A 19,606-nucleotide genomic window follows, 5' to 3' on the forward strand; every position below is an offset into this window, starting at 1 on the left:
TAGTTCTAACGATACAGGTAGGTGGCCTAGGTTAGTTATCACAGCGTACATATAAAAAGTACAGAAGCGGCCTAGGTGAGGAAATTTAAGACCCAAGGATGCGTCAAGTATCTTTCAGATACCTCAAATCACTAATTGGCGGTGTCCATCGGGTGGGAGAACTTGAAATTTTCTTCCGGGTCCTAGTGATTGATAGTGAATCCATCGTGACTCATGGCGTCTCCCCACCGGTGTACGAGTTGCGATATTTCCAATTCAGTAACGGATGGGTCCCTAGTTGAGCTCTCGTGATGAATTGCAAGCACCGAATTGGCTTGTAGCACACTCAACCCCAGAGAGCGAATTTTTTGGCAGTAGTCAACATCGTTGAAGTTTAAGGGAAATAGAGTTGAAAACCCACCAACTGCTTCCCATGTAGATTTCTTTTGAAACATTAAAGCGCCCGTCACCCCGACTGCTTCTCTATCAATTAGTAGGTCATATAATCCACGTTCCAAAGAAGGTGACCTAGAATGTGCGTGGATGGGAAGTCCTCGTTGAAATGCGTGGCCGCCATGCTGAATAGAGTGGTCAGGAAATGCCAGCAACCCTCCCACTAGTCCTACGTTTGGGAGCTTTAGTAAGCCGTTTAGTTGTATTAGCGGATTATCAACTCCAAATTCTAAATCATCGTTTAGTAACAAAATGTTTTCGTTTTTTGAAGTAAGAAATCCAATGTTGCATCTTCTAGAAAAGTTGAATTCTTCTGAGTCTTGTACTGAAAAAACAAGGGGTTTTCCTAATGCAGCATCACTAAATTGGAAACTCTCACCTGAACTATGAACCAGTATGGCCTCATCACCTAGTTCGACATTTAGAAATGGCGCCAGGCTTTCCAAGAGAAGCTCAACCAGCACTCTTCCTTCTGGGTTTTTTTGATATTTAGTTGGAATAACTACAGATATTGGCAAGTCTCTTTCTTTGAATACTGCTTTTAGAGCCCCTGGGTACAGTTTTAGTACTTCAACTTGGGCCGTAGATCCAATTTTGTCCAAGTGATTCTGAGCAGCCTCTCTGCCTGCTTCATAGGCCCAAGGTTTGCTTTCTGGGTTAGACGCGGTTGAGGTGCTGCTTTGTCTCTGGTTGTAAAGGGGCATTGAGATGTGCCTAAATGAAGTCGTGACTCGACTAACCCGCAGAGCTAAGTCGTGGTCCTGAGACCCATCAAATTCTGAGCGAAAACCCCCGACTTTCCAAAAAACAGAGGACCTGACGGCCATCAGGTGAACGGCGTACATGTTGAAAATTAGTCTTATCGGGGACCAATACGGTTTATAACGCCTTTGGATTTTGTTGCTACGTTCGTCAACCAAGAACGAGTCAGAGTATAGAAAATCATGGCTTTCCTTTGCTGCTGACAAAACTGGCAACCAGTTCGGTTCGAGAAAATCATCCTGATCCAAAAAAACAAAAAAGTCAGCCGATGAATTTCTTGCGGCATAATTAGTAGCCTTGCTAATTCCAACATGTTTGTCCATTACAAGAAACCGACCGTTGTATTTCTTCACCAGTCGCTTGAGCTTGGCTATGCTCGACACGTTAGTTTTTCCATCGAGAACCAATATGTGCTCTACGCCCGGTCCCATAGCACTTTTAAGGCACTCTTCCAGCTCATTTAGAGAAGGTTTGTAAACTGGAGTTATGACCGAAAAGATTGGTGTGTCGTTAAGAGAAACTCGCGGATGATTTTTGATTATCAGACCCATGCTTCTCTTACCTGTGACTTCTATTGAAGAGTTCCCTAATTGCACGTAAAGGTCTTGTAACCTTCCAAGAAATAGTATTTAGTGTGGCTTGATGCTCATCAGTTATGTGATGAAGGCCTATGCCGAGTATTCTATTTTCTTCTTCTAAGAATGTGATTCGGGTTCTCATTTGAAGGCCTTGGGCTATTGAGGTTATTGCTAGATCCCGTTCTTGAAGTCGGCGGAATCTTTCTTCCTGGTCAGATAGTTGATTTTTGTTCTTCATGTCCCCCCCAACTCTAATTATAGCGGTGTCGGTTGTTGAATTGGGACGACTAAATCAGTTATCACCCCTAGAAGCGGATCAACAGTCTTCAGAATTCCAGCCCCTACCCGTGGGCCGACATTGACTGGCCTGCTCTGTTTAGTGATAACGCAAATGGAATTGAAAAAGTTCACTGATTGAATATGGCCCAAAGATTCCTCCATTTCTGGGCTAATCGTGAACCCAAATCTGCTAAATACGTCGCTTCTGAGCCCGCCCAACCCCCAATGCTGAAAGTTCACGACGTCTGCCAAAGACTTGAAGAAAGAAATGGAGGAAATTTCAGAGTTTAGTCCTCCGCCCCATTCCAGCCAGTAGGAGCAGTGGGTGTCCTCTACCATGTAGGTTCCATTCGCATCAAGAAGGGGAAACAAAGAAATAAATGTTTGAATAATGTCTCGAGATGTATGAGAACCGTCATCGAGTATCAGGGATAAACTCCCCGACTCTAACTTGATTTCTTCTTTGGTCTCCACTGAAGCTGCGTCGCCAATTATGATTTTGATTTTCGGATTAAAATATTGAAGTAGTGAACACTATGGGTTGACATCACACCCTAGAATTTTCTGTGCGGCTGGAAAATACTTATCCCAGATTTCCAGACTTCCTCCATTTTGGACCCCAATCTCCAGAAGTCGAATTGGTTTGTCTCTAAGGCTCGCAAGAACTAGGTCGTAAACATCTAGGTACGAATCCCACTTATCGGAATATTTGCCTTGGTGTGAAGAGAATATCTCACGAAAATTTCTTTTATCGTTCATGGTAAAAAGGTAGCAGTAGGATGGCGTGTAGCCATTAGTGAAATTCAATCTAAACTCCGAATTGAACATCCGGAACAAATGGAGAGAGCCCTCATTTACTCGTTTTGCGAGCGCTTATAGGGGCTCAAACCCCAACCTTCTTATCCGTAGTAAATTCCGTGGAGTTTTTACTTGTGTTGACACCCTGACCCTCAGTGAGATGTTGGCGCCCGTGAGGTGCAAGCACTGAGCAGCTTTCAAGTACAGGTCTTTCGTAGCGCATGGGATAACATGATGAAAAGTACATATGTTTTTTTCTGGGGGTAAATGTTGATTACGAGTAGATATGTCTCTGAGGCACCAAGCGACCTAAATGCATTTCACCTTTTCCCCGGCACCTGGTCTAGCCGTGTGCCGGGCATTAGTAGTACAGGCTTAGCGAATTTGTTTAGGGACGAGAGAGTTAAGTGGTGCCTAAGCAGTTTAGATACCCCCGGTGACGTTCTTGAATTGGGTCCTCTGGAAGGGGGCCACACTTGGCAATTAGAGCAAGCCGGGTGGAAGGTTACGGCAGTTGAGGCAAATGAGCTTGCCTTTATTAAATGCCTGCTTACAAAAAACTATTTGGGTATGAACGCTAAATTTGTTCTCGGTGACTTTACAGAGGGTGGCTTCATAACAAAACGGAAGTGGGACTTAGTTTTTGCTTCTGGAGTTCTATACCACATGGCCGATCCCGTCAGTCTATTGAAGGATATTTCAATGGCGACAGACAGAATCTTCCTATGGACTCATTATTTTGAACCCGACTTAAGCCTCTGGAATGAATCAGTCCGCCATAAAGTTGGAACGAAGTGGCTAGTCTATTCAGAGCAAATCATCTCTGTTGGTAATCACAAAATTCGAATAGTCCCCCAACTTTATGAAGAAGCGCTTGGCTGGGCTGGCTTTTGCGGAGGGCCCAAGAATTACTCATCTTGGGTTTACAAAGATGATTTGCTGAATTTACTAAAAGTCCTGGGCTTTAGCAAGCTTGAGGTTGGCTTTGATGACCCCGGTCACGTAAATGGCCCGTCCTTTGCAGTGCTCGCATCGAAATAGGCGAACTTCTTCTTTTCAGTTTGACAATTAATTAGCTTGAGTGCGCTTGGAGGGACTCGAACCCCCAACCTTCTGATCCGTAGTCAATCCAGTCAAGTATTTGTTTCTATACCTTCAACATTAGTCAGATGGTCTTACATTTTGTATTTCAGGATTTTGATTTTGGCGAATAGTTGCTCTGATTCAAAGAGCCCTTCATTGGCAGTCGTAAGTATTTGAGTTGACCGGAACAGTCAAATGTTCTTTGTCTCTAAGAGCAAGTCCAGCCTCAAAAACCACTGGATAACCGTCTCTCACCCAACATTCAAAACCGCAAAGGATTGTAAGGTTCGGAGATAATTCATGTGCTCTATTACAATCAGGACATCCGTAATGAACAACGATTTGTGGGGCAAGCGGCAATTCTTTACGTGCTCTTATGACTACTCCTGAGTGATGCAATGGGTTTCATCGCAGTTCACCTTATTCACAAAGGTATTGGTGCTGCCTTAGAGCAGGGTGGGGAGCTTTACTATTTCTCCACCTGAGAATTGAGTGGTTTCTCTTCAGGGGCAGTGAGGCGTTTGGGCCTTAAGCCGGTTTAGTAATCTAGGTGACAGCCTAGATTACGTAATCTGACTACTTAGGAGACTCTGAAAAATGAGAGTGGGTTGCAAGACAGACTCCATCTTCAATTTCGAAAACAAAAGTTGCTCTACCTGATCTTTCTACTTGAGTATCGTCCAAAAAAGTAGTGTTAGTCCACAAAACAGCTGCATACGAGAAATCAATTCCAGAACCAATGTGGACCACTTCGCTGATTACGAAGTTTTCACTTGTGTTCCATATCTTCGACCACTGAAATTGGTAGTACTCTTCGATGTCAGTTGAAACTATCACTCGAGTACCAAAAAGGGCTGGGGTCGGTGTGTAGAGTCGCTTTGCTTCTTCAAAGTTTTTTTCCCGAACGAATTTTTGAAACGTTAGCAGCCATTTACGAATATGAGAACTTTGGTCCATGAGCTTATTTTAGCCATTTCCTCAAGCTTCTATTGGAACACATTAATTGTAGAGACCTATGAGATTCTGTCGCCGACAATTACACAATTTTCCTATGGTTGATACAATCATGCAGTGTTTGGGATTTATGCTATTGAAAAGGCCCTTGCGTTCGCCTCCCTGAAAATAATCAGCAGGTCGCCCTCGACTTTCAATGACAAAATCAGGTTTAAGGCGGCTTTTGATCGTCGCCCTATCCTCAAAACATTTGCAGACAAGTTTGGTTTAAGAAAATACGTTCGTGAAATCCTTGGTGAATCATATTTACCAATTTTGTATGCTTGGGGAACAGACTTAAGGCGAGTTCCCTTTGAGAAACTACCTGATGATTTTGTTTTCAAGGTTAACCACGGTTCTGGGGGGGTGGTGATAGTTCGTAAAGATTCGAAATCACAGCAGGTTATTCCCCAAGATTTATCGGGAGTCTCTTGGACTAGCTTTGAGATAACTCCAGACAAACTCATTCACGAGCATTTAATTACTTTGGGCGAGCACTGGATGGCCATGGATTATTACCACTACAAGGGGTGCAACAGGATACCGGAGTGGGCCTATAAGGGCATGCCAAGAGAGTATTTAATTGAAGAGGTTTTGTTTGAGAATTCAAGTTCGCTGGCAACTGATTACAAATTCCACATGTTTAATGGAAAGTGTGAGTTCATAAACACGATTAGGAGAAATGTCTTCAATCCAAACACTGGTGAGATAGAGACAACTTCTGACATTTTCTCGAGTGCCTGGGAGCCAATGAACTTTGAGTTGAATGGTCTGAAGAGTTCCGGATCTTTACTTCCTAGACCTAAGAAGCTAGAAGAGATGATCGGGGTCTCTGAAAAGCTAACAGGTGGAATTGATTACCTGAGAGTGGATCTTTACAGCCCTGGGAACAATAGAGTCATCGTTGGTGAGCTTACAAATTACCCCATGGCTGGGAAAATGAATTTTCAGCCCGCTTACCTAAATACGGCTTTTGGACAGAAGTTGAAGCTAGACACCGATCAGTACAGATATTTTTAGTTTTCTACAAATCACGCTCGATGGTTTACTGTCCAATTCGTGCGCTTGGAGGGACTCGAACCCCCAACCTTCTGATCCGTAGTCAGATGCTCTATCCGTTGAGCTACAAACGCTGGTGCCCCTAATAGGGAAGTTTTCGATTCCGGAGCCTTTCCAGTCTAGTCAAACTCATGAGGATGTGGCTAGAGCCTATTCCCAGGGGCTTGGTGCTACTGTACTGTTCTGAAAATTACTCTTGGATGCAAATTTTGCTTTAACTAAGTAGTTTTCCTTGACCTTTGTAAATGGAAGGTACCTGACCTATTGTCTCAAATTGCGGATTTACAAGAAGAGAGTATAGCTACGCAAACAATTGGGTTTGTGTCGACTGGAAGTAAGGTGAATTAGTTACTTTGGCCAAGGCGGGTGTTGCGAGTTAAAAACGAGTCATTTCAGGGTTACAGTTTTGAAGTTCTCTCGGTAATCAGACTAAAGGCCTAGTTGGGCCCTGTGATTGGTTTCGGGTCTCGCCCACCGTTTAACAGAGATCGCATCTGAAGAGACTACTCTGTAAATATGGCTCTCTTCGCAACCAGGAGCGCTCTGATAGGCCGTGATGACTTCCAGGCTTGCTCGGGGCAGGTTAAAATCTTTCCCTATTGATTTACAGTACAAGATTATTCGTCGGGTATTGGCTACGCATGTGTCTTTGTTTAGTTACTCCATCAAGCGTCATGTGTATTGCCCCAAAATCGATATCCGATTCGCCCTATAATTCGTTCTTAGAATTTTCACAACTATACTGTGGACCATGTATAGACTAAACACCCAAAAAATTGCACCTGTTAGTAATCAGGGTAGGGCTTGGCTTTGGGCACTTTTTGGTGTTTGTGTCACTTCTATGATTCTTGTTTTTCGTGCTTGGGACAAGCTAGCTCTCCTACCCATGTTTTGGGCGGAAGACGTCACAGTTTTTATAGGTGAATCTGGTTTGGGGCTCTGGTCATTATCGCAACCTTATGCTGGATATTTGCATTTATATCCGAGACTGATTGCCCTCGTGGCGAGTGGACTTCCCATGGAATTCTCTAAGGTGGTGTTTTTGCTCGGATGGTTTGCGTCTTTTGTGACGCTTTGCTTGATTAGCTACATTTACCTCCTTCGTCTAGGGGTTTCTCCCAGAAAAGCCCTCTGGATTTTTGTGCTGGTTCCACTAATTCCGACATCGGAGGTTTTCTTCAACTTAACCAACTCGCAGTGGTTATTGGGGGCGAGTTTGTTTCTTCTTTACAGCCCGCCGATTCTTCGATCACTGTCCCGCGTTCACAAAATCTGGCTCGCCCTAACAGTTGTAGGCGTGGTTGTGCTAGGTCTGACAGGTCCTTTTTCCATTTTTGTGCTTGCTAGTCGGATTTTATTTCTTTCTCTGTCTCGGGGGAGGGAGATTATAAGTTTTCTTGATGCGCCCCTTTTTGCCACAGCAGTAGTACAGGCTTGTCTTTTTGCGCAATCAAGTCGATTGACATCAACGGTCGGTGGTGTGTTCGACCCTCTGGAAGTCACAGAGTATCTAGTGAGTCTGTTTGCGGGATCTGACCCCACGAATGCGGCCATCTTTTTATTTGGTCTTGGGTCATTGTCAGCATGGATTGTATTCATAAAGCGTAAAGAGAGTCTGAGATTTTCCCTTGATTCGCCATCACGTCAAACTGCTTTTTTACCGATTGGCGTATTGCTGCTAACAATTTCCAACATCTATCTTTTCGGTGGCCAAGGCTTATCGGCGATATTATCTTCTGCGAATAGATACAACTTTATACTTCTTGCTCTAACATCAGTTTATGTTTTTGGACTGACGTCTTTTTCTTACAAAGCTCTGGCGCCCGTTATGGTACTTGCCATAACTATATGGGGATTTCGGCTCGAAATACTACCTATCGGGGCCGACGGATACCTGTCCGCCGTGCGAATTAGCTCAGAGGGATCGGTCCTATTTGAGGCCAACCCATATTGGCCCGGTCATTTCTGGGCTCTTGAATTTGGTAATCCGGAAAGCCAGCTCAATTTGAAACCGGCCCGCTTGGAAGAGAGTCTTGTCCCGGAAAGTGAGCAACTGTACAGTATTCCCTGCCCAATTGGTTCCCAAGACGTAATCATCCGCGTCGAGGGACGGGAAATCCTAACGGGCCAAGTGACGGTTCTCGACACTTCAAACGGGTTAGCCCTGCTGGACCGCCGAATTGACTCTTTGGGGCAGGAGTTATTTCTTAGAGAATATTTCTTTGCTTTGCCCCCCGCCGCCGGGGCTCTAAAGATTCGTATCTGGCCCGCATCGAGAAGCTTTGGTAACGTTTTTTTTGGTTGCTTTTAGCGGGTGACGCTATTCCGCTTCTTGTTTTAGGACTCTAAAGATACCGAAAGTTTGCGGTATGACTTCGATCTCAGATTCCATTTCAGCCAATGTAGGATTTTGGATTTTTTGTTGGGAAACGGGCTAACACGCGCTCTGGGTGAAACATAATTGCCAGTTTAGATCAGCGCTTTTTGGCAAATCGTTCGCATTACTGAATGCCTTTTACCGGTAGCTAGGATTCCAGTCTTTACCTAGAAGCAGAGCGTAGTCCTTAGGTGTATATTCCATTTGCCCAGAAGTGGGGTAGTTAGTAAGTTCACCGACCCTCAACGATCCAAAACCGTCTTCAATGAAGTCGACTCTGATGAAATCGGTTTCGATAGATAGTTTTTTGGAAATTTTAATCAATTTTTCTAAGTTTTTGGGCGGGTCCTCTGGTTGTATTTTGCTCCAAGGGGTTCCTTTTTCAAGGTAACTTGCTTCTATCCATTGCCAATTTGCATGATAGTACGCGTTAGACTTTTCCGAAACTGATCCCGCTTGCTTCACAATTATTTGTGGATTCCCATCGAAGCAGTAAATCTTAAACTCGGTTAGGCCTGAGTCTCCCTTAGATACCATGAGCTCTTCTACCAAAATTCGACGTTTTATGTTTTTGTATGCCCATTCAGGGTTGCGCCCGAGCCACCATTCGTAGTCCATCTTGATCCAACGATTTAGAAGTTTTTCAGCGATATCTGGAGAGAAGTTCTCGGGTTGAACTTGAAAACGCTGCCAACCAACTGAATTGATGTCAATTGGTAGCCTATTTTCTTCTGGTGCTGAATTGGATACAACTATGACACCTCCGCTGCCATGGTTTACCTTGAGTACAAACTCTTCGGGAAGATTTGCGTAATCTATGGCAGATGGTCTTCGATAAACACCTAGTAGAGGCACCAGGTATTCCTCGCCGACCTTATCTCTTATGTATTTCCGCACTAGCCACTTATCTGCATAAATTCGTATCTTTGGGTTCCGATCCCAGGCCATCTTGTAAAAAATCTTTGACTGGATTGTGTTCCCTGGCTCTGGGTGATTACTCTGTAGTGCTTTATAGGCGGATTATTTCTCTTTTTTTAGTTTTGATCTAGTGCTAAATTTCGAACCAGAGACTAATTGCCTTATGCCTTTTGTCCATCTCCAGAGTTTTGTTTTGAGAATTGCGTCCCGTTCTGCAATGATGGCGTCCCGTTCTGCAATGATGGCGTCCCGTTCTGCGTGTGCATGAAAAGAGTTAATTGGTAAAGGGTCAACCCCTAGGGGGTCTAGGACTCCTAAACCCAAACTTTCTGGGTTGCTCTTTATGTAATCCTGACTTTTCACGTAGCCACCAACTGGCCATTGGTGGTATTGGGATTCGCGGTTGTCCAAGAATGACAATTGAAACTGCGTTCCTCTTATGGACCGTAATGCTAGAGGCAGTGACAATTGGTCTCTTTTGGAATGCTCGGTCAGAATCGAAAACCAAACTTTCATCGCAGAAATGCAGTCCGATTGATTGTGTCTACGCGCCAAGATTCCGCCCCAAGTGGGTCTACAGGAAAGATATTCGGGGAACGTGGCAATTGAGAATTTCAGTTGAGTCTTTAGAACAGCGTTGGCTTCAAAGCCCAAATGCGAAACGGACGATAATTCCTCCAGCATGTTGAGGTGAAACGAGTGTTGTATTCCTCCAAACACCACTTCATTGGAGTGGACCAATTTGGACCACAATTGTTCCGGGTCAGCGGTGAGCTGAACAGACGAATCAACGTAAATCGATCGTGAGTACTCACTGAAATACAAATGAGGGTTTATCTTTGGGTGTCTCGAGCTCTTTCGAAAATCATCTGGCCACATGGAATCAATTTTTCTAACTTCCCACCCGTTCGACTCTAAGTCTTGCTGATCGGTGAGGCATACAAAATCTACACTCGAGGATTCGGGGGTGTTGTTTAGCTCTGCCCTTTGTCCAACTAGTACCGTGTAGACGACCAGTCGATCAGCTAAATGCTTTTGTTCCACGTCTTCAAGCAATTACTTCTGCGGGGGTTGATGCGAGGCTTTCGTTAAACATGAGTAGGCTCTTGGTGGCGCTTACGTCTGCTCCGTTACTAGAAGCCCAAGAAGCCCAGGCGTAAATGTCCTTTGGTAGGCACTTGCTATTTGCGGCTCTGCGATCGGGATAAACGAATGTCCACCAAAGGTCAAACCTTGGGTCATCTCCATACACTGCGTCTCTGATTGTGTAATAGTCGACTCCGGCGGCCTCGCACGCTCCATACAGCTCCTGAACTTGCATGAGTTTGTAAAAGATTGCCCTATTCTCCGAGAGTTTAATTACCTCGGCCTCTAGTGCCGTAACCTGCCTGATATTAATGTTGGCGTTGTAAACCGAGGCATACGCCTCTATAACTTCTCTTCTATCCTCCGGTTCTCCGCCGAGAATCATGAAGGGGGGTTGTTTGTTATCGGCGAAGGGATGGTTTTCAGATTCACCAAAATACTCGGGCTGAACTACAATCCTCTTGTTGTATTTCTTGACCATTCGGTCCGCAAACCCTGGATTGGTGGCGGATCGAATAACTAAGACGCGGGCTCCGCAATTTCGTACAGCGTCCTCTATTTCTGTTTCGTTTAAAGCTGGGCCAGAAAGATCGGTTGGCACTGCGATGAAAGCCAAATCACAACCTGAAAGATCTTCTTTTCGGCCACTATATTTATCAAATATTAGAGCGTTGGGGAAAAGTTTGTGCATTCTATTTCCAAGAACGCCGTAGCCGACAATTCCAATTTGAGTATTTGTCAAAACAATGGTCCTATTTACGACCCCGGGTTATTCCCCAAACAAAGGCTACCTTAAGTTTATTCAATGTGGGTTTTGGGCTGCAGGAATACTTTTGTGGAGACTAGGGGGGTCGAACCCCTGACCCCCTGCTTGCAAAGCAGGTGCTCTACCAACTGAGCTAAGTCCCCGGATCGTTAGATCTGGTATTTCTTGGTCGGAACCATCACCTCTAATGAAGAGATGCTCCCTGGTGGGCCTAGGAGGACTTGAACCTCCGACCTCTTCATTATCAGTGAAGCGCTCTAACCACCTGAGCTATAGGCCCATAGAGCTTCATTGAGTCTAATACATTCAAAAACAATGCTCAAACCGCTTGAAGCCAAACCAGTTGTGAATCTAGTTGTTGCTTGTGAAGCTAACCGCAATACCGCCAGTAATCTTGCCAATTACATTGAAGATCATGGCGTAAACAGTTGCCAAAGATGTTCCTACGAATACGTTGAAAATTGAGAAACCAAAAGCAAAAGACATAACTCGGGGTAAAGAAAGCTCTTGTTCGATGTCAACTCCACCATCACCAAAGGCACCTGCTAGCAGCGTGTTAAAGGAAGCAAACAAGCCCAGCTGACCCACTACAAGCCACATGGCAAGGAAACCAACTATTGTTGCGACTCCCGCAGCAACGGTTACAAAAAACCCTGCCTTGGCCGCTGACCAAACTTCGATGTTCACAAGCCTTAGTTTCACTCTTTTTTGGTCTGCGCTTGGGTTTGGGCGGAGCTTAAATCTGCTTAGAGATTTCAGTTTCGATTTCCTTGACGGGGCTTCACTCATTCTCTATTGAACCTTCCAAGTTGCGCTCTGAGTTTTTTGCTAGTCCTATAACTGAGTCCGCCTCGTCAAATCTGGCAAACACCACTCCCATGGTGTCCCGGCCCTTGGCCGGTACCTCGCTAACAGCGGACCTGACAACTTTACCGCTAGCGAGCACAACTAGCACCTCGTCGGCTTCAGAGCAGATGATGGCACCCACTAAATCACCGCGTTTTTCCTCTAGTTTGGCTACCTTGATGCCCAAACCACCGCGGTTTTGTGGGCGATATTGATCCACGGCAGTTCGCTTGGCATAGCCACCTTCGGTGGCTATAAATACGTAAGAATCAGCGATGTCGTTGATAACCGTTGCGGACAACAATTCGTCGCCCTTGCGGAAGTTCATACCGATGTTTCCTGATGTGTCACGACCCATTGGGCGAAGTGATTCATCAGATGCGGAGAATCTAATTGACATGCCCTTGCGTGAAACCAGCAATAGGTCATCTGATTCTGAAACCAACATGGCCGAGATAACTTCGTCGTTGCCTTTTAGCTTGATGGCGATGATTCCACCAGATCTTGGGGTGTCGTAAGACTCAAGTTCTGTTTTCTTCACCAGCCCCGACTTTGTTGCGAGAACAAGGTAAGGGGCTTGGTTGTAATCTCTGATATCCAGGATCGATGCGATCTGCTCATCTGGTTGCAAAGCCAACAAGTTCGCAACATGCTGCCCCTTTGCGTCACGCCCTGCTTCCTGAACTTCATAAGCCTTGGCTCGGTAAACACGACCTTTATTGGTGAAGAACAACAGCCAATGGTGAGTAGTGGTAACAAAGAAGTGAAGTACTACATCGTCTGCTCTGAGCGATGCTCCCTTGACGCCCTTACCTCCACGGTGTTGGCTGCGGTAATTGGTGCTCTTGGTTCGCTTGATGTAACCACCGCGGGTGACAGTAATAACCATTTCCTCTACAGGAATTAGATCTTCGGTAGAGACATCGTCATCGCCACCGGATTGAATTTGGGAGCGTCGCTCATCGCCGTGCTTCTCAACAACCTCAACCAATTCAGTTTTTATGATTTCGCGCTGTTTCTTAGGGCTCGCGATGATGGCTTTGTAATCCTTTATTTCAAGCTCTAAGGCAGCTGCTTCGTCGATTATCCTTTGGCGCTCAAGGGCAGCAAGTTGACGTAGCTGCATGTTCAAAATTGCACGAGCTTGCAGCTCATCAATCTTGAGGAGCTTCATCAAGCCCTCTTTGGCAACATCCGCGTTCTCACTCTTTCGAATAAGGGCGATGACGGCGTCGAGTGCATCAAGGGCCTTTAGGTAACCACGAAGGATATGAGCTCTTTCTTCAGCCTTTTTAAGTCTGAAGTTAGTTCTTCTGACAATCACATCGACCTGGTGGTTTACCCAGTGAGAAATGAAGCCATCCAGAGAGAGTGTCCTTGGGACACCGTCGACAAGTGCCAACATGTTGGCACTGAAGTTATCTCTTAGTTGGGTGTACTTATACAAGTTGTTTAGAACAACTCTTGCAACAGCATCTCGCTTTAGGACAACGATTAGTCTCTGCCCGGTACGACCAGAGGTTTCGTCTCTGATGTCTGCGATTCCGCTTAGCTTTCCTTCTTTGACTAGCTCTGCAATTTTTTGAGCCAGGTTGTCAGGGTTTACTTGATATGGAAGCTCGGTAACAACAAGACAGGTTCTTCCCTGAAGTTCTTCGACGTTTACGATTGCTCGCATGGTGATCGAACCACGGCCAGTGCGGTACGCGTCTTCGATACCTCGACGACCGATGATTTCTGCACCGGTTGGAAAGTCTGGGCCCTTGATGCGTTGCATCAATGCGGATAGTAATTCTTCTTCGGTAGCCTCTGGGTTCTCCAGATACCAGATCGCGCCCTCGGCGACCTCGCGCAGATTGTGAGGAGGAATGTTGGTGGCCATACCAACGGCAATACCAATTGAACCATTTATTAAAAGATTTGGGATCCTGCTTGGCAGGATTGTTGGCTCTTGAGTTCTACCGTCGTAGTTATCTTGGAAATCAACTGTGTCTTCGTCGATGTCACGAACCATCTCCATGGCAAGTGGAGCCATCTTGCATTCGGTATATCTAGGAGCAGCTGCGGGGTCGTTTCCAGGAGACCCAAAGTTTCCTTGTCCAAGAACAAGTGGATAACGAAGGTTCCAAGATTGAACAAGTCTTACCAAGGTGTCATAAATAGCGGTGTCACCGTGCGGGTGGTACTGACCCATAACGTCACCGACAACACGAGAGCACTTTGAGAACTGTTTGTCTGGTCGGTATCCCCCGTCATACATCGCATACAAAACTCTGCGGTGGACTGGCTTTAGTCCGTCTCTAACATCCGGTAACGCGCGTCCGACAATGACGCTCATGGCGTAGTCGAGGTAGCTTCGCTGCATCTCTACTTGTAGGTCTACCTGCTCAACGTGGTCCATACGAGGCTCTGGTGCTTCTGTCTTATCTGCCATGGTTTTCTTTCTCTCCTAGATATCTAGGAAACGAACATCTTTTGCGTTTTTCTGGATAAATGATCTTCTGGCCTCAACGTCCTCACCCATCAGTGTCGAGAAAACTTCGTCCGCAAGGGCTGCGTCATCGAGGGTTACTTGTAGCAGGGTTCTTCTGGCCGGGTCCATGGTGGTTGCCCAAAGCTCGTCGTAGTCCATCTCGCCAAGACCTTTATAGCGCTGGATGGAGTTCTCTTTTGGAATTCTTCTTCCAGCTTTTTCGCCTTCTTTGAGTCGAAGATCGCGCTCTTGGTCTGTGTATACATACTCATGCTCAGCATTTGTCCACTTGATTCGATAAAGCGGCGGTTGAGCAAGATAGACGTAGCCGTGTTCAATAAGTGGTCTCATGTATCTAAATAGCAAAGTAAGGAGCAAGGTTCGGATGTGCTGGCCGTCGACATCAGCATCGGCCATCAAGATGCACTTGTGGTATCTGATCTTCGATACATCAAACTCTTCACCGATTCCCGTTCCAAAGGCAGCAATAAGTGCTTGCACTTCAGTATTCGCGAGCGCCCTGTCCAGTCGCGCCTTCTCAACATTCAGAATCTTTCCGCGAAGCGGCAAGATTGCTTGGTGCTCTGGGTCCCTACCGCTAACTGCAGAACCGCCCGCGGAGTCACCCTCTACGATGTAAATTTCAGAAAGTGCAGGGTCTCTTGAAGAGCAGTCGCGAAGTTTTCCTGGCATTCCGCCAGATTCCAAAAGACCTTTTCTTCTGGTTGCTTCGCGCGCTTTTCTTGCAGCCATTCGAGCAGCCGCAGCTTGGATTGCTTTGCGGATGATTTCTTTTGCAGATTGGGGGTTACGCTCAAACCAGTCACCTAGTTGATCGTTGACTATTTTCTGAGTGAACGTCTTAGCCTCTGTGTTTCCAAGTTTGGTCTTGGTTTGGCCCTCAAACTGAGGCTCAGAAAGCTTGATTGATATAACCGCGGTCAAACCCTCACGAACATCGTCACCGGAGAGGTTCTCGTCCTTCTCCTTTAGAAGGTTGTTGGATCTGGCGTACTTATTCAGTAGCGAAGTAATTGCTGTCCTGAAGCCCTCTTCGTGGGTGCCGCCCTCGTGGGTATTAATGGTGTTTGCGTAGGTGTGAACAGACTCGGTATAGGCGTTAGTCCACTGCATCGCCACCTCAATAGACATGTCTTTCTTGGAGGTCTCGGCCTCTAAAGAAATGATCTCGGCGTGGACGATTTCAATCTTCTTTGATGCGTTTAGAAACTCTACATAGTCAACAAGACCGCGAGTGTATTTGTAGCTGTCAGTTTTGTCGTTTCGCTCGTCGGTAAGGGTTATTCCAAGACCCTTATTCAGGAAAGCCATCTGTTGGAATCTTGCTCTTAATGTTTCGTATTCGAACTCGACTGTTTCAAAAATTGATCCGTCTGGTTTAAATTCGATTGTGGTTCCGGTGTAGTCGGCTTTCTTGCCCTTTACAAGTGATGCTTGTGGAACACCAATCTTATATTCCTGGCTCCATAGGAACCCGTCTCTTGCTACCTGTACTTTTAGATCAGTCGATAAGGCGTTCACAACCGATGCACCTACACCGTGTAGTCCACCGGAGACCGCGTAGCCGCCACCGCCAAATTTTCCACCAGCGTGCAACACAGTTAGTACAACTTCAACGGCAGGTTTTTTCTCAACCGGGTGCATATCAACTGGGATACCTCGACCATTGTCGACTACCTTGATCCAACCTTTTTTGGTTATAAAGACATTGATTTCATCGCAGTGCCCAGCAAGTGCTTCGTCAACAGAGTTGTCCACGATTTCGTAAACAAGATGGTGAAGTCCGCGTGGACCAGTAGATCCGATATACATTCCTGGTCTCTTGCGAACAGCTTCTAATCCCTCGAGAACTTGAATGCTTCCGGCGTCATAGCCGGATTTTGAGGAAGATTTGGGTTTGGTTTCTTTTTCAGATTTTGGTTTTGTCGCTACTTTTTGTGTTGTTTTGGGAGCAGCTTTGGCTGGTGCTTTCACGGCCTTTGTTGCTTTTTTTGCCGGTTCTTTCTTCACTGCCATTTACGAAATGCTCCTCTAGTAACGAGTTAGTTCCACATAACAGCGCAATGCGACTTAAATTCGGGTTTGCTAACGTTTCTATTTTACCTTGTCTAAAGAGCAAATTTTCAAGGTTAGGGAAATCTATCCGTAGGTGTCTCTTGGTCCTCGACCAGGAACTGATCTTGAGCCTTTTTTCCAACTTGGTGCGTCTGGACCAATGAAGGAAATATTGGAGATTTTTAGCTCTGGAAATGCAGCCTCGATTTTCTCCAAAATCTGATTTTGCATCAGACGCAATTCGGTAGCCCAAGCGGTCGATTTACAGCGAATTGTTAACTTGCCATTATTCAAGGTTTCAGGTTGTGAATTCTTTGCGTTAATTTCACCCACAATTTCCCCCCAGCGAACAAATAGCTCCGCTTCCTCTAGCTGCGATTGCCAACGAAAATCATGCATTAGAGAGTCGATGGTATTTCCCGCCGGGACCGGGTCACGACCAGAATCAAAGGGTTTGGAGCGAATTTTCTTCTTTTCTATGATTCGCTTCTGGTCCCTGGATACCCTGCCGGTAACGGCAGCCTTCATGGCGTAATAGAAGTCGACTGCAAAGCTGTTGTCTTCAGGCATGTGTCACCTTCCCAGACTCCACTTGAAACTTGTTGGCAAGCAAATTGTTGGGGACATCCTCTATTACCGCGGCTGTGATTAGCACCTGTTCATTTTGCTGCACTAGGTCCGAAAGTTTCTCTCTGCGGTCTTTATCTAGCTCAGCAAACACGTCGTCGAGAATCAAGATTGGATCCCCTAGCTTTGATTCGCTTTTTAGAATCTCAAGCGATGCGAGCTTGAGGGAAAGAGCGTAGGACCAACTCTCCCCATGGCTTGCATAACCTTTTGCAGGAAGGGAGCCGAGGTTTAGCTGAAGATCGTCGCGGTGTGGGCCAACTAGTGTGATGCCGCGCTCAAGTTCCTTTTGGCGAAGGAGAGACAGTTTTTGCTGGAACAAATGGGAGATTTCTTCTTTATTAGTTGTATCTAGAGCATCCTGAGTCTCAAGATCATCTTGATCAAGCTTGCTTGATTCCACCACTGAAGATCGAATAAACATGCCCGGTTCGTTATTGCTTTTGGCGATGTTTTGGTAGTTGGTCACAAGTGGTGGTGAGAGTTTCTCGGTTATGGCAACTCGTGTAGCGATGATTTCGGTTCCGTTTTTAACCAGTGCTTGATCCCAGGCATCCAAGGTGGATAAAGCATCTCCCTTAGTGCCAGTGGCTCTGGCAGATTTCAAGAGGGTGTTTCTTTGTTTTAGAACACGGTCATAATCGGCATAAACACCTTGCATCCGGGGGTTGAACTGAACAATCAGTTGGTCTAGAAAAGCCCTTCTGTTACTTGGGTCGCGCTTTACTATGTCTAGGTCTTCGGGGGCAAAGATTACTGAGTTCAGGTAACCCAGTATGTCTTTGGTTTTGGCAACCTCAGACTTATTGAGTCTGGCCCTGTTTGATGAATCTGCGTTGATCTCATACTCGAGAAGTAAGTCCCTGCTTTCATGAGATAACTCAAGGGAGATAATCGCAGTTGATTTACCCTGCTTGATTAGTGGGGTGTGCCCAGCCACTCGATGTGAATCCAGCGCGGCAAAGAAATTCAGGGCTTCAACCAGGTTGGTTTTTCCTTGGCCGTTTGGGCCGTAGATCAGATTTACACCGGAAGTAAACTCAATGTCTGCTGACTCGTAGTTTCTAAAGTTGGTGAGTTTTACTCGCTTTGCAAACATCTTCTCGAGAGAGCTTTATTTGTCTTTTTAGCGGCCAAGAAGATTTGGTTGCAAAAGATACATGTAGCTATCGCTAGCCGATTTTTCTTTTGCCTGGTGGTTGGTAATTAGAACTGGACTTGGTCTATTTGGGTTGTCGCTATTGGTAAAGCCAATTTTCACAAACTCAGTCTTAACACCAGCTAAACCATCTATCAAGAATTGTGGCTTTAGAGAAACTGTTACATCTGGACCGGTGACTTGAACATCAATGCTTTCAGAGGCTTGGGCGGTTTCGCCGCCAGCGGCCTCTAGATTCAAGGAAGTTGAGCTGAATACGTACTTGATTGGACTTTCTCGTTCTAGCACCAGGGAAACTCGCTTGGTTGAATCTAGTAAATCCTGCGTGTTGATGATCGCGAAGTTTTCAATCTTTTCCGGGAATAAGGTTTTTACTGCGGGAAAGTTTCCTTTGATAAGTCTTGAAGTAACGGAGCGATTGTTTGCCTTAAAAGCAATCAAATCTTTCTCATCAGATGGGTTAATTGAAATTGAAACTTCCCCTTGGTTAGCAAATGTCTTGGCGATTTCCTGCAGGGTTTTTGCTGGAATTAATGCTGTCTGATTAGCACCAGGGGTTTTTGACTTCCAAGGGATATCTTGAACCGCCACACGGTAACGATCTGTTGCTACAAGAGAAATGTTGTCACTCGAGGTTTCAAGTAGAACTGTTGTGAGAACTGGTGTCACATCCTCTTTGGAAGCCGCAACAGAAATCTGGGAAATGGCAGAAGCGAAGTCTTCACCAGAAACTTGACCTGAAGTTTCCGGAATCGCTGGAAGTGTTGGATACTCATCAATTGGCATGGTTAGCAGTGAGAATTTGGCTGAGCCACAATTCACTTGAACTTTTGACCCATCGGTTGCAAAATCAACAACTGAGTTGGGGAGTTTATTTACGATCTCGGCTAGAAGGCGACCAGAAACTAACACCCTGCCAGACTGTTCTATTTTGGCCGCTATTTCTACCTGGGCTGAGGTGTCGTAGTCAAAGACCGATAACCGGAGGTTACTAGCATCTGCCTCGATAAGGATTCCACTAAGGATTGGGAGGGTGGTTCTTTGAGGGAGTAATCTCACCGCAAACGACACAGCCTCGTTTAGTACGTCTTTATTGACTTGAAACTTCAATTGGTTCCCCTCCTAGTAGGTCTTCAATCTTGGCACATTTTTATAATGGTTTTAGACCAGTAGTTTTATAAGGGTTATAGATCTACTTAGAAGCTATTTAAGTAATAATCACATTAACCCTTGTTGAAACTGTGGATAACTAGCTACATCCCTTTATTTCCTAAGAAACTACATCTTTGAAACT

Annotated in this window: 16 protein-coding genes and 3 tRNA genes; 3 read left to right on the plus strand and 16 right to left on the minus strand. The window is 45.6% G+C overall.

All coding sequences use genetic code 11. The features are described 5' to 3' along the window. Nucleotides 1-182: 182 nt before the first annotated feature. From AC9UES_RS00190 to AC9UES_RS00200, 3 genes are all read right to left on the minus strand, one after another. Nucleotides 183-1,745 (minus strand): glycosyltransferase, encoded by a 1,563-nt coding sequence (locus tag AC9UES_RS00190; protein ID WP_509525436.1) that lies wholly within the window; start codon nucleotides 1,743-1,745, stop codon nucleotides 183-185. A 282-nt stretch (nucleotides 1,746-2,027) separates the two neighbouring features. Beyond that, nucleotides 2,028-2,525: a hypothetical protein gene (locus tag AC9UES_RS00195; protein WP_509525439.1), complete on the minus strand. Its 498-nt coding sequence runs from the start codon at nucleotides 2,523-2,525 to the stop codon at nucleotides 2,028-2,030. 60 nt (nucleotides 2,526-2,585) lie between these two features. Further along, nucleotides 2,586-2,810, minus strand: a complete 225-nt coding sequence (locus AC9UES_RS00200; protein WP_509525441.1) for a hypothetical protein — start codon at nucleotides 2,808-2,810, stop codon at nucleotides 2,586-2,588. A 423-nt stretch (nucleotides 2,811-3,233) separates the two neighbouring features. On the opposite strand from AC9UES_RS00200, the gene AC9UES_RS00205 reads away from it, so the two are divergent. Then, a complete protein-coding gene (locus AC9UES_RS00205; protein WP_509525444.1) occupies nucleotides 3,234-3,890 on the plus strand; it encodes a class I SAM-dependent methyltransferase in 657 nt (218 codons plus the stop codon). A gap of 618 nt (nucleotides 3,891-4,508) precedes the next feature. On the opposite strand, the gene AC9UES_RS00210 is transcribed toward AC9UES_RS00205, so the two are convergent. Next, nucleotides 4,509-4,889 (minus strand): Cif family virulence factor, encoded by a 381-nt coding sequence (locus AC9UES_RS00210; protein ID WP_509525447.1) that lies wholly within the window; start codon nucleotides 4,887-4,889, stop codon nucleotides 4,509-4,511. A 114-nt stretch (nucleotides 4,890-5,003) separates the two neighbouring features. Here AC9UES_RS00210 and AC9UES_RS00215 point away from each other — a divergent pair, with 114 nt between their 5' ends. Continuing rightward, on the plus strand, nucleotides 5,004-5,945 hold the full coding sequence (locus AC9UES_RS00215; protein ID WP_509525450.1) for an ATP-grasp fold amidoligase family protein: 942 nt from the start codon (nucleotides 5,004-5,006) through the stop codon (nucleotides 5,943-5,945). A 40-nt stretch (nucleotides 5,946-5,985) separates the two neighbouring features. Here the strand turns inward: AC9UES_RS00215 and AC9UES_RS00220 are convergent. Then, nucleotides 5,986-6,058, minus strand: a tRNA-Arg gene (locus AC9UES_RS00220). Nucleotides 6,059-6,735: 677 nt separating this feature from the next. On the opposite strand from AC9UES_RS00220, the gene AC9UES_RS00225 reads away from it, so the two are divergent. Further along, a complete protein-coding gene (locus AC9UES_RS00225) occupies nucleotides 6,736-8,295 on the plus strand; it encodes a hypothetical protein (protein ID WP_509525453.1) in 1,560 nt (519 codons plus the stop codon). 204 nt (nucleotides 8,296-8,499) lie between these two features. Here the strand turns inward: AC9UES_RS00225 and AC9UES_RS00230 are convergent, their stop codons facing one another. The 11 genes from AC9UES_RS00230 to dnaN form a co-directional block, all read right to left on the minus strand. After that, on the minus strand, nucleotides 8,500-9,309 hold the full coding sequence (locus tag AC9UES_RS00230) for an ATP-grasp fold amidoligase family protein (protein WP_509525455.1): 810 nt from the start codon (nucleotides 9,307-9,309) through the stop codon (nucleotides 8,500-8,502). Nucleotides 9,310-9,381: 72 nt separating this feature from the next. Next, nucleotides 9,382-10,335 carry a glycosyltransferase domain-containing protein gene (locus AC9UES_RS00235; RefSeq protein WP_509525457.1) on the minus strand — a complete coding sequence of 318 codons (954 nt, stop codon included), beginning with the start codon at nucleotides 10,333-10,335 and terminating at the stop codon, nucleotides 9,382-9,384. Then, on the minus strand, nucleotides 10,328-11,056 hold the full coding sequence (locus AC9UES_RS00240) for a Rossmann-fold NAD(P)-binding domain-containing protein (RefSeq protein ID WP_509525460.1): 729 nt from the start codon (nucleotides 11,054-11,056) through the stop codon (nucleotides 10,328-10,330). The genes AC9UES_RS00235 and AC9UES_RS00240 overlap by 8 nt, the downstream gene beginning before the upstream one ends. A 145-nt stretch (nucleotides 11,057-11,201) precedes the next feature. Next, nucleotides 11,202-11,274: transfer RNA gene (locus tag AC9UES_RS00245), tRNA-Ala, on the minus strand. A 60-nt stretch (nucleotides 11,275-11,334) separates the two neighbouring features. Next, nucleotides 11,335-11,411, minus strand: a tRNA-Ile gene (locus AC9UES_RS00250). Between the two features lie 71 nt (nucleotides 11,412-11,482). Continuing rightward, nucleotides 11,483-11,920, minus strand: a complete 438-nt coding sequence (locus AC9UES_RS00255) for a DUF3566 domain-containing protein (protein ID WP_509525462.1) — start codon at nucleotides 11,918-11,920, stop codon at nucleotides 11,483-11,485. Beyond that, nucleotides 11,913-14,411 carry a DNA gyrase subunit A gene (gene gyrA, locus AC9UES_RS00260; protein ID WP_509525464.1) on the minus strand — a complete coding sequence of 833 codons (2,499 nt, stop codon included), beginning with the start codon at nucleotides 14,409-14,411 and terminating at the stop codon, nucleotides 11,913-11,915. Before gyrA ends, AC9UES_RS00255 begins: the two co-directional genes overlap by 8 nt. A 15-nt stretch (nucleotides 14,412-14,426) precedes the next feature. Then, nucleotides 14,427-16,487, minus strand: coding sequence for a DNA topoisomerase (ATP-hydrolyzing) subunit B (gyrB, locus tag AC9UES_RS00265; protein WP_509525466.1), 2,061 nt, complete (start codon nucleotides 16,485-16,487; stop codon nucleotides 14,427-14,429). A gap of 123 nt (nucleotides 16,488-16,610) precedes the next feature. Further along, the gene (locus AC9UES_RS00270; RefSeq protein ID WP_509525467.1) at nucleotides 16,611-17,096 is read right to left on the minus strand and encodes a DciA family protein; all 486 of its coding nucleotides are present in this window, start codon (nucleotides 17,094-17,096) and stop codon (nucleotides 16,611-16,613) included. Further along, nucleotides 17,089-18,252 (minus strand): DNA replication/repair protein RecF, encoded by a 1,164-nt coding sequence (gene recF, locus AC9UES_RS00275; protein ID WP_509525469.1) that lies wholly within the window; start codon nucleotides 18,250-18,252, stop codon nucleotides 17,089-17,091. The genes AC9UES_RS00270 and recF overlap by 8 nt, the downstream gene beginning before the upstream one ends. Before the next feature lie 27 nt (nucleotides 18,253-18,279). Beyond that, nucleotides 18,280-19,422 carry a DNA polymerase III subunit beta gene (dnaN, locus tag AC9UES_RS00280; RefSeq protein ID WP_509525471.1) on the minus strand — a complete coding sequence of 381 codons (1,143 nt, stop codon included), beginning with the start codon at nucleotides 19,420-19,422 and terminating at the stop codon, nucleotides 18,280-18,282. Nucleotides 19,423-19,606: the final 184 nt, after the last annotated feature.

The organism is Rhodoluna sp. (assembly GCF_044232805.1).
GTDB lineage: Bacteria > Actinomycetota > Actinomycetes > Actinomycetales > Microbacteriaceae > Rhodoluna.

Excerpts from the sequence above, each read along its gene's own strand:
- AC9UES_RS00255 (WP_509525462.1), bottom strand. The coding sequence starts at position 11,920 with ATGAGTGAAGCCCCGTCAAGGAAATCGAAACTGAAATCTCTAAGCAGA.
- AC9UES_RS00190 (WP_509525436.1), bottom strand. The coding sequence starts at position 1,745 with ATGGGTCTGATAATCAAAAATCATCCGCGAGTTTCTCTTAACGACACA.
- AC9UES_RS00230 (WP_509525455.1), bottom strand. The coding sequence starts at position 9,309 with ATGGCCTGGGATCGGAACCCAAAGATACGAATTTATGCAGATAAGTGG.
- AC9UES_RS00240 (WP_509525460.1), bottom strand. The coding sequence starts at position 11,056 with ATGCACAAACTTTTCCCCAACGCTCTAATATTTGATAAATATAGTGGC.
- gyrB (WP_509525466.1), bottom strand. The coding sequence starts at position 16,487 with ATGGCAGTGAAGAAAGAACCGGCAAAAAAAGCAACAAAGGCCGTGAAA.
- AC9UES_RS00225 (WP_509525453.1), top strand. The coding sequence starts at position 6,736 with ATGTATAGACTAAACACCCAAAAAATTGCACCTGTTAGTAATCAGGGT.
- AC9UES_RS00200 (WP_509525441.1), bottom strand. The coding sequence starts at position 2,810 with ATGAACGATAAAAGAAATTTTCGTGAGATATTCTCTTCACACCAAGGC.
- AC9UES_RS00210 (WP_509525447.1), bottom strand. The coding sequence starts at position 4,889 with ATGGACCAAAGTTCTCATATTCGTAAATGGCTGCTAACGTTTCAAAAA.
- gyrA (WP_509525464.1), bottom strand. The coding sequence starts at position 14,411 with ATGGCAGATAAGACAGAAGCACCAGAGCCTCGTATGGACCACGTTGAG.
- AC9UES_RS00270 (WP_509525467.1), bottom strand. The coding sequence starts at position 17,096 with ATGCCTGAAGACAACAGCTTTGCAGTCGACTTCTATTACGCCATGAAG.
- recF (WP_509525469.1), bottom strand. The coding sequence starts at position 18,252 with ATGTTTGCAAAGCGAGTAAAACTCACCAACTTTAGAAACTACGAGTCA.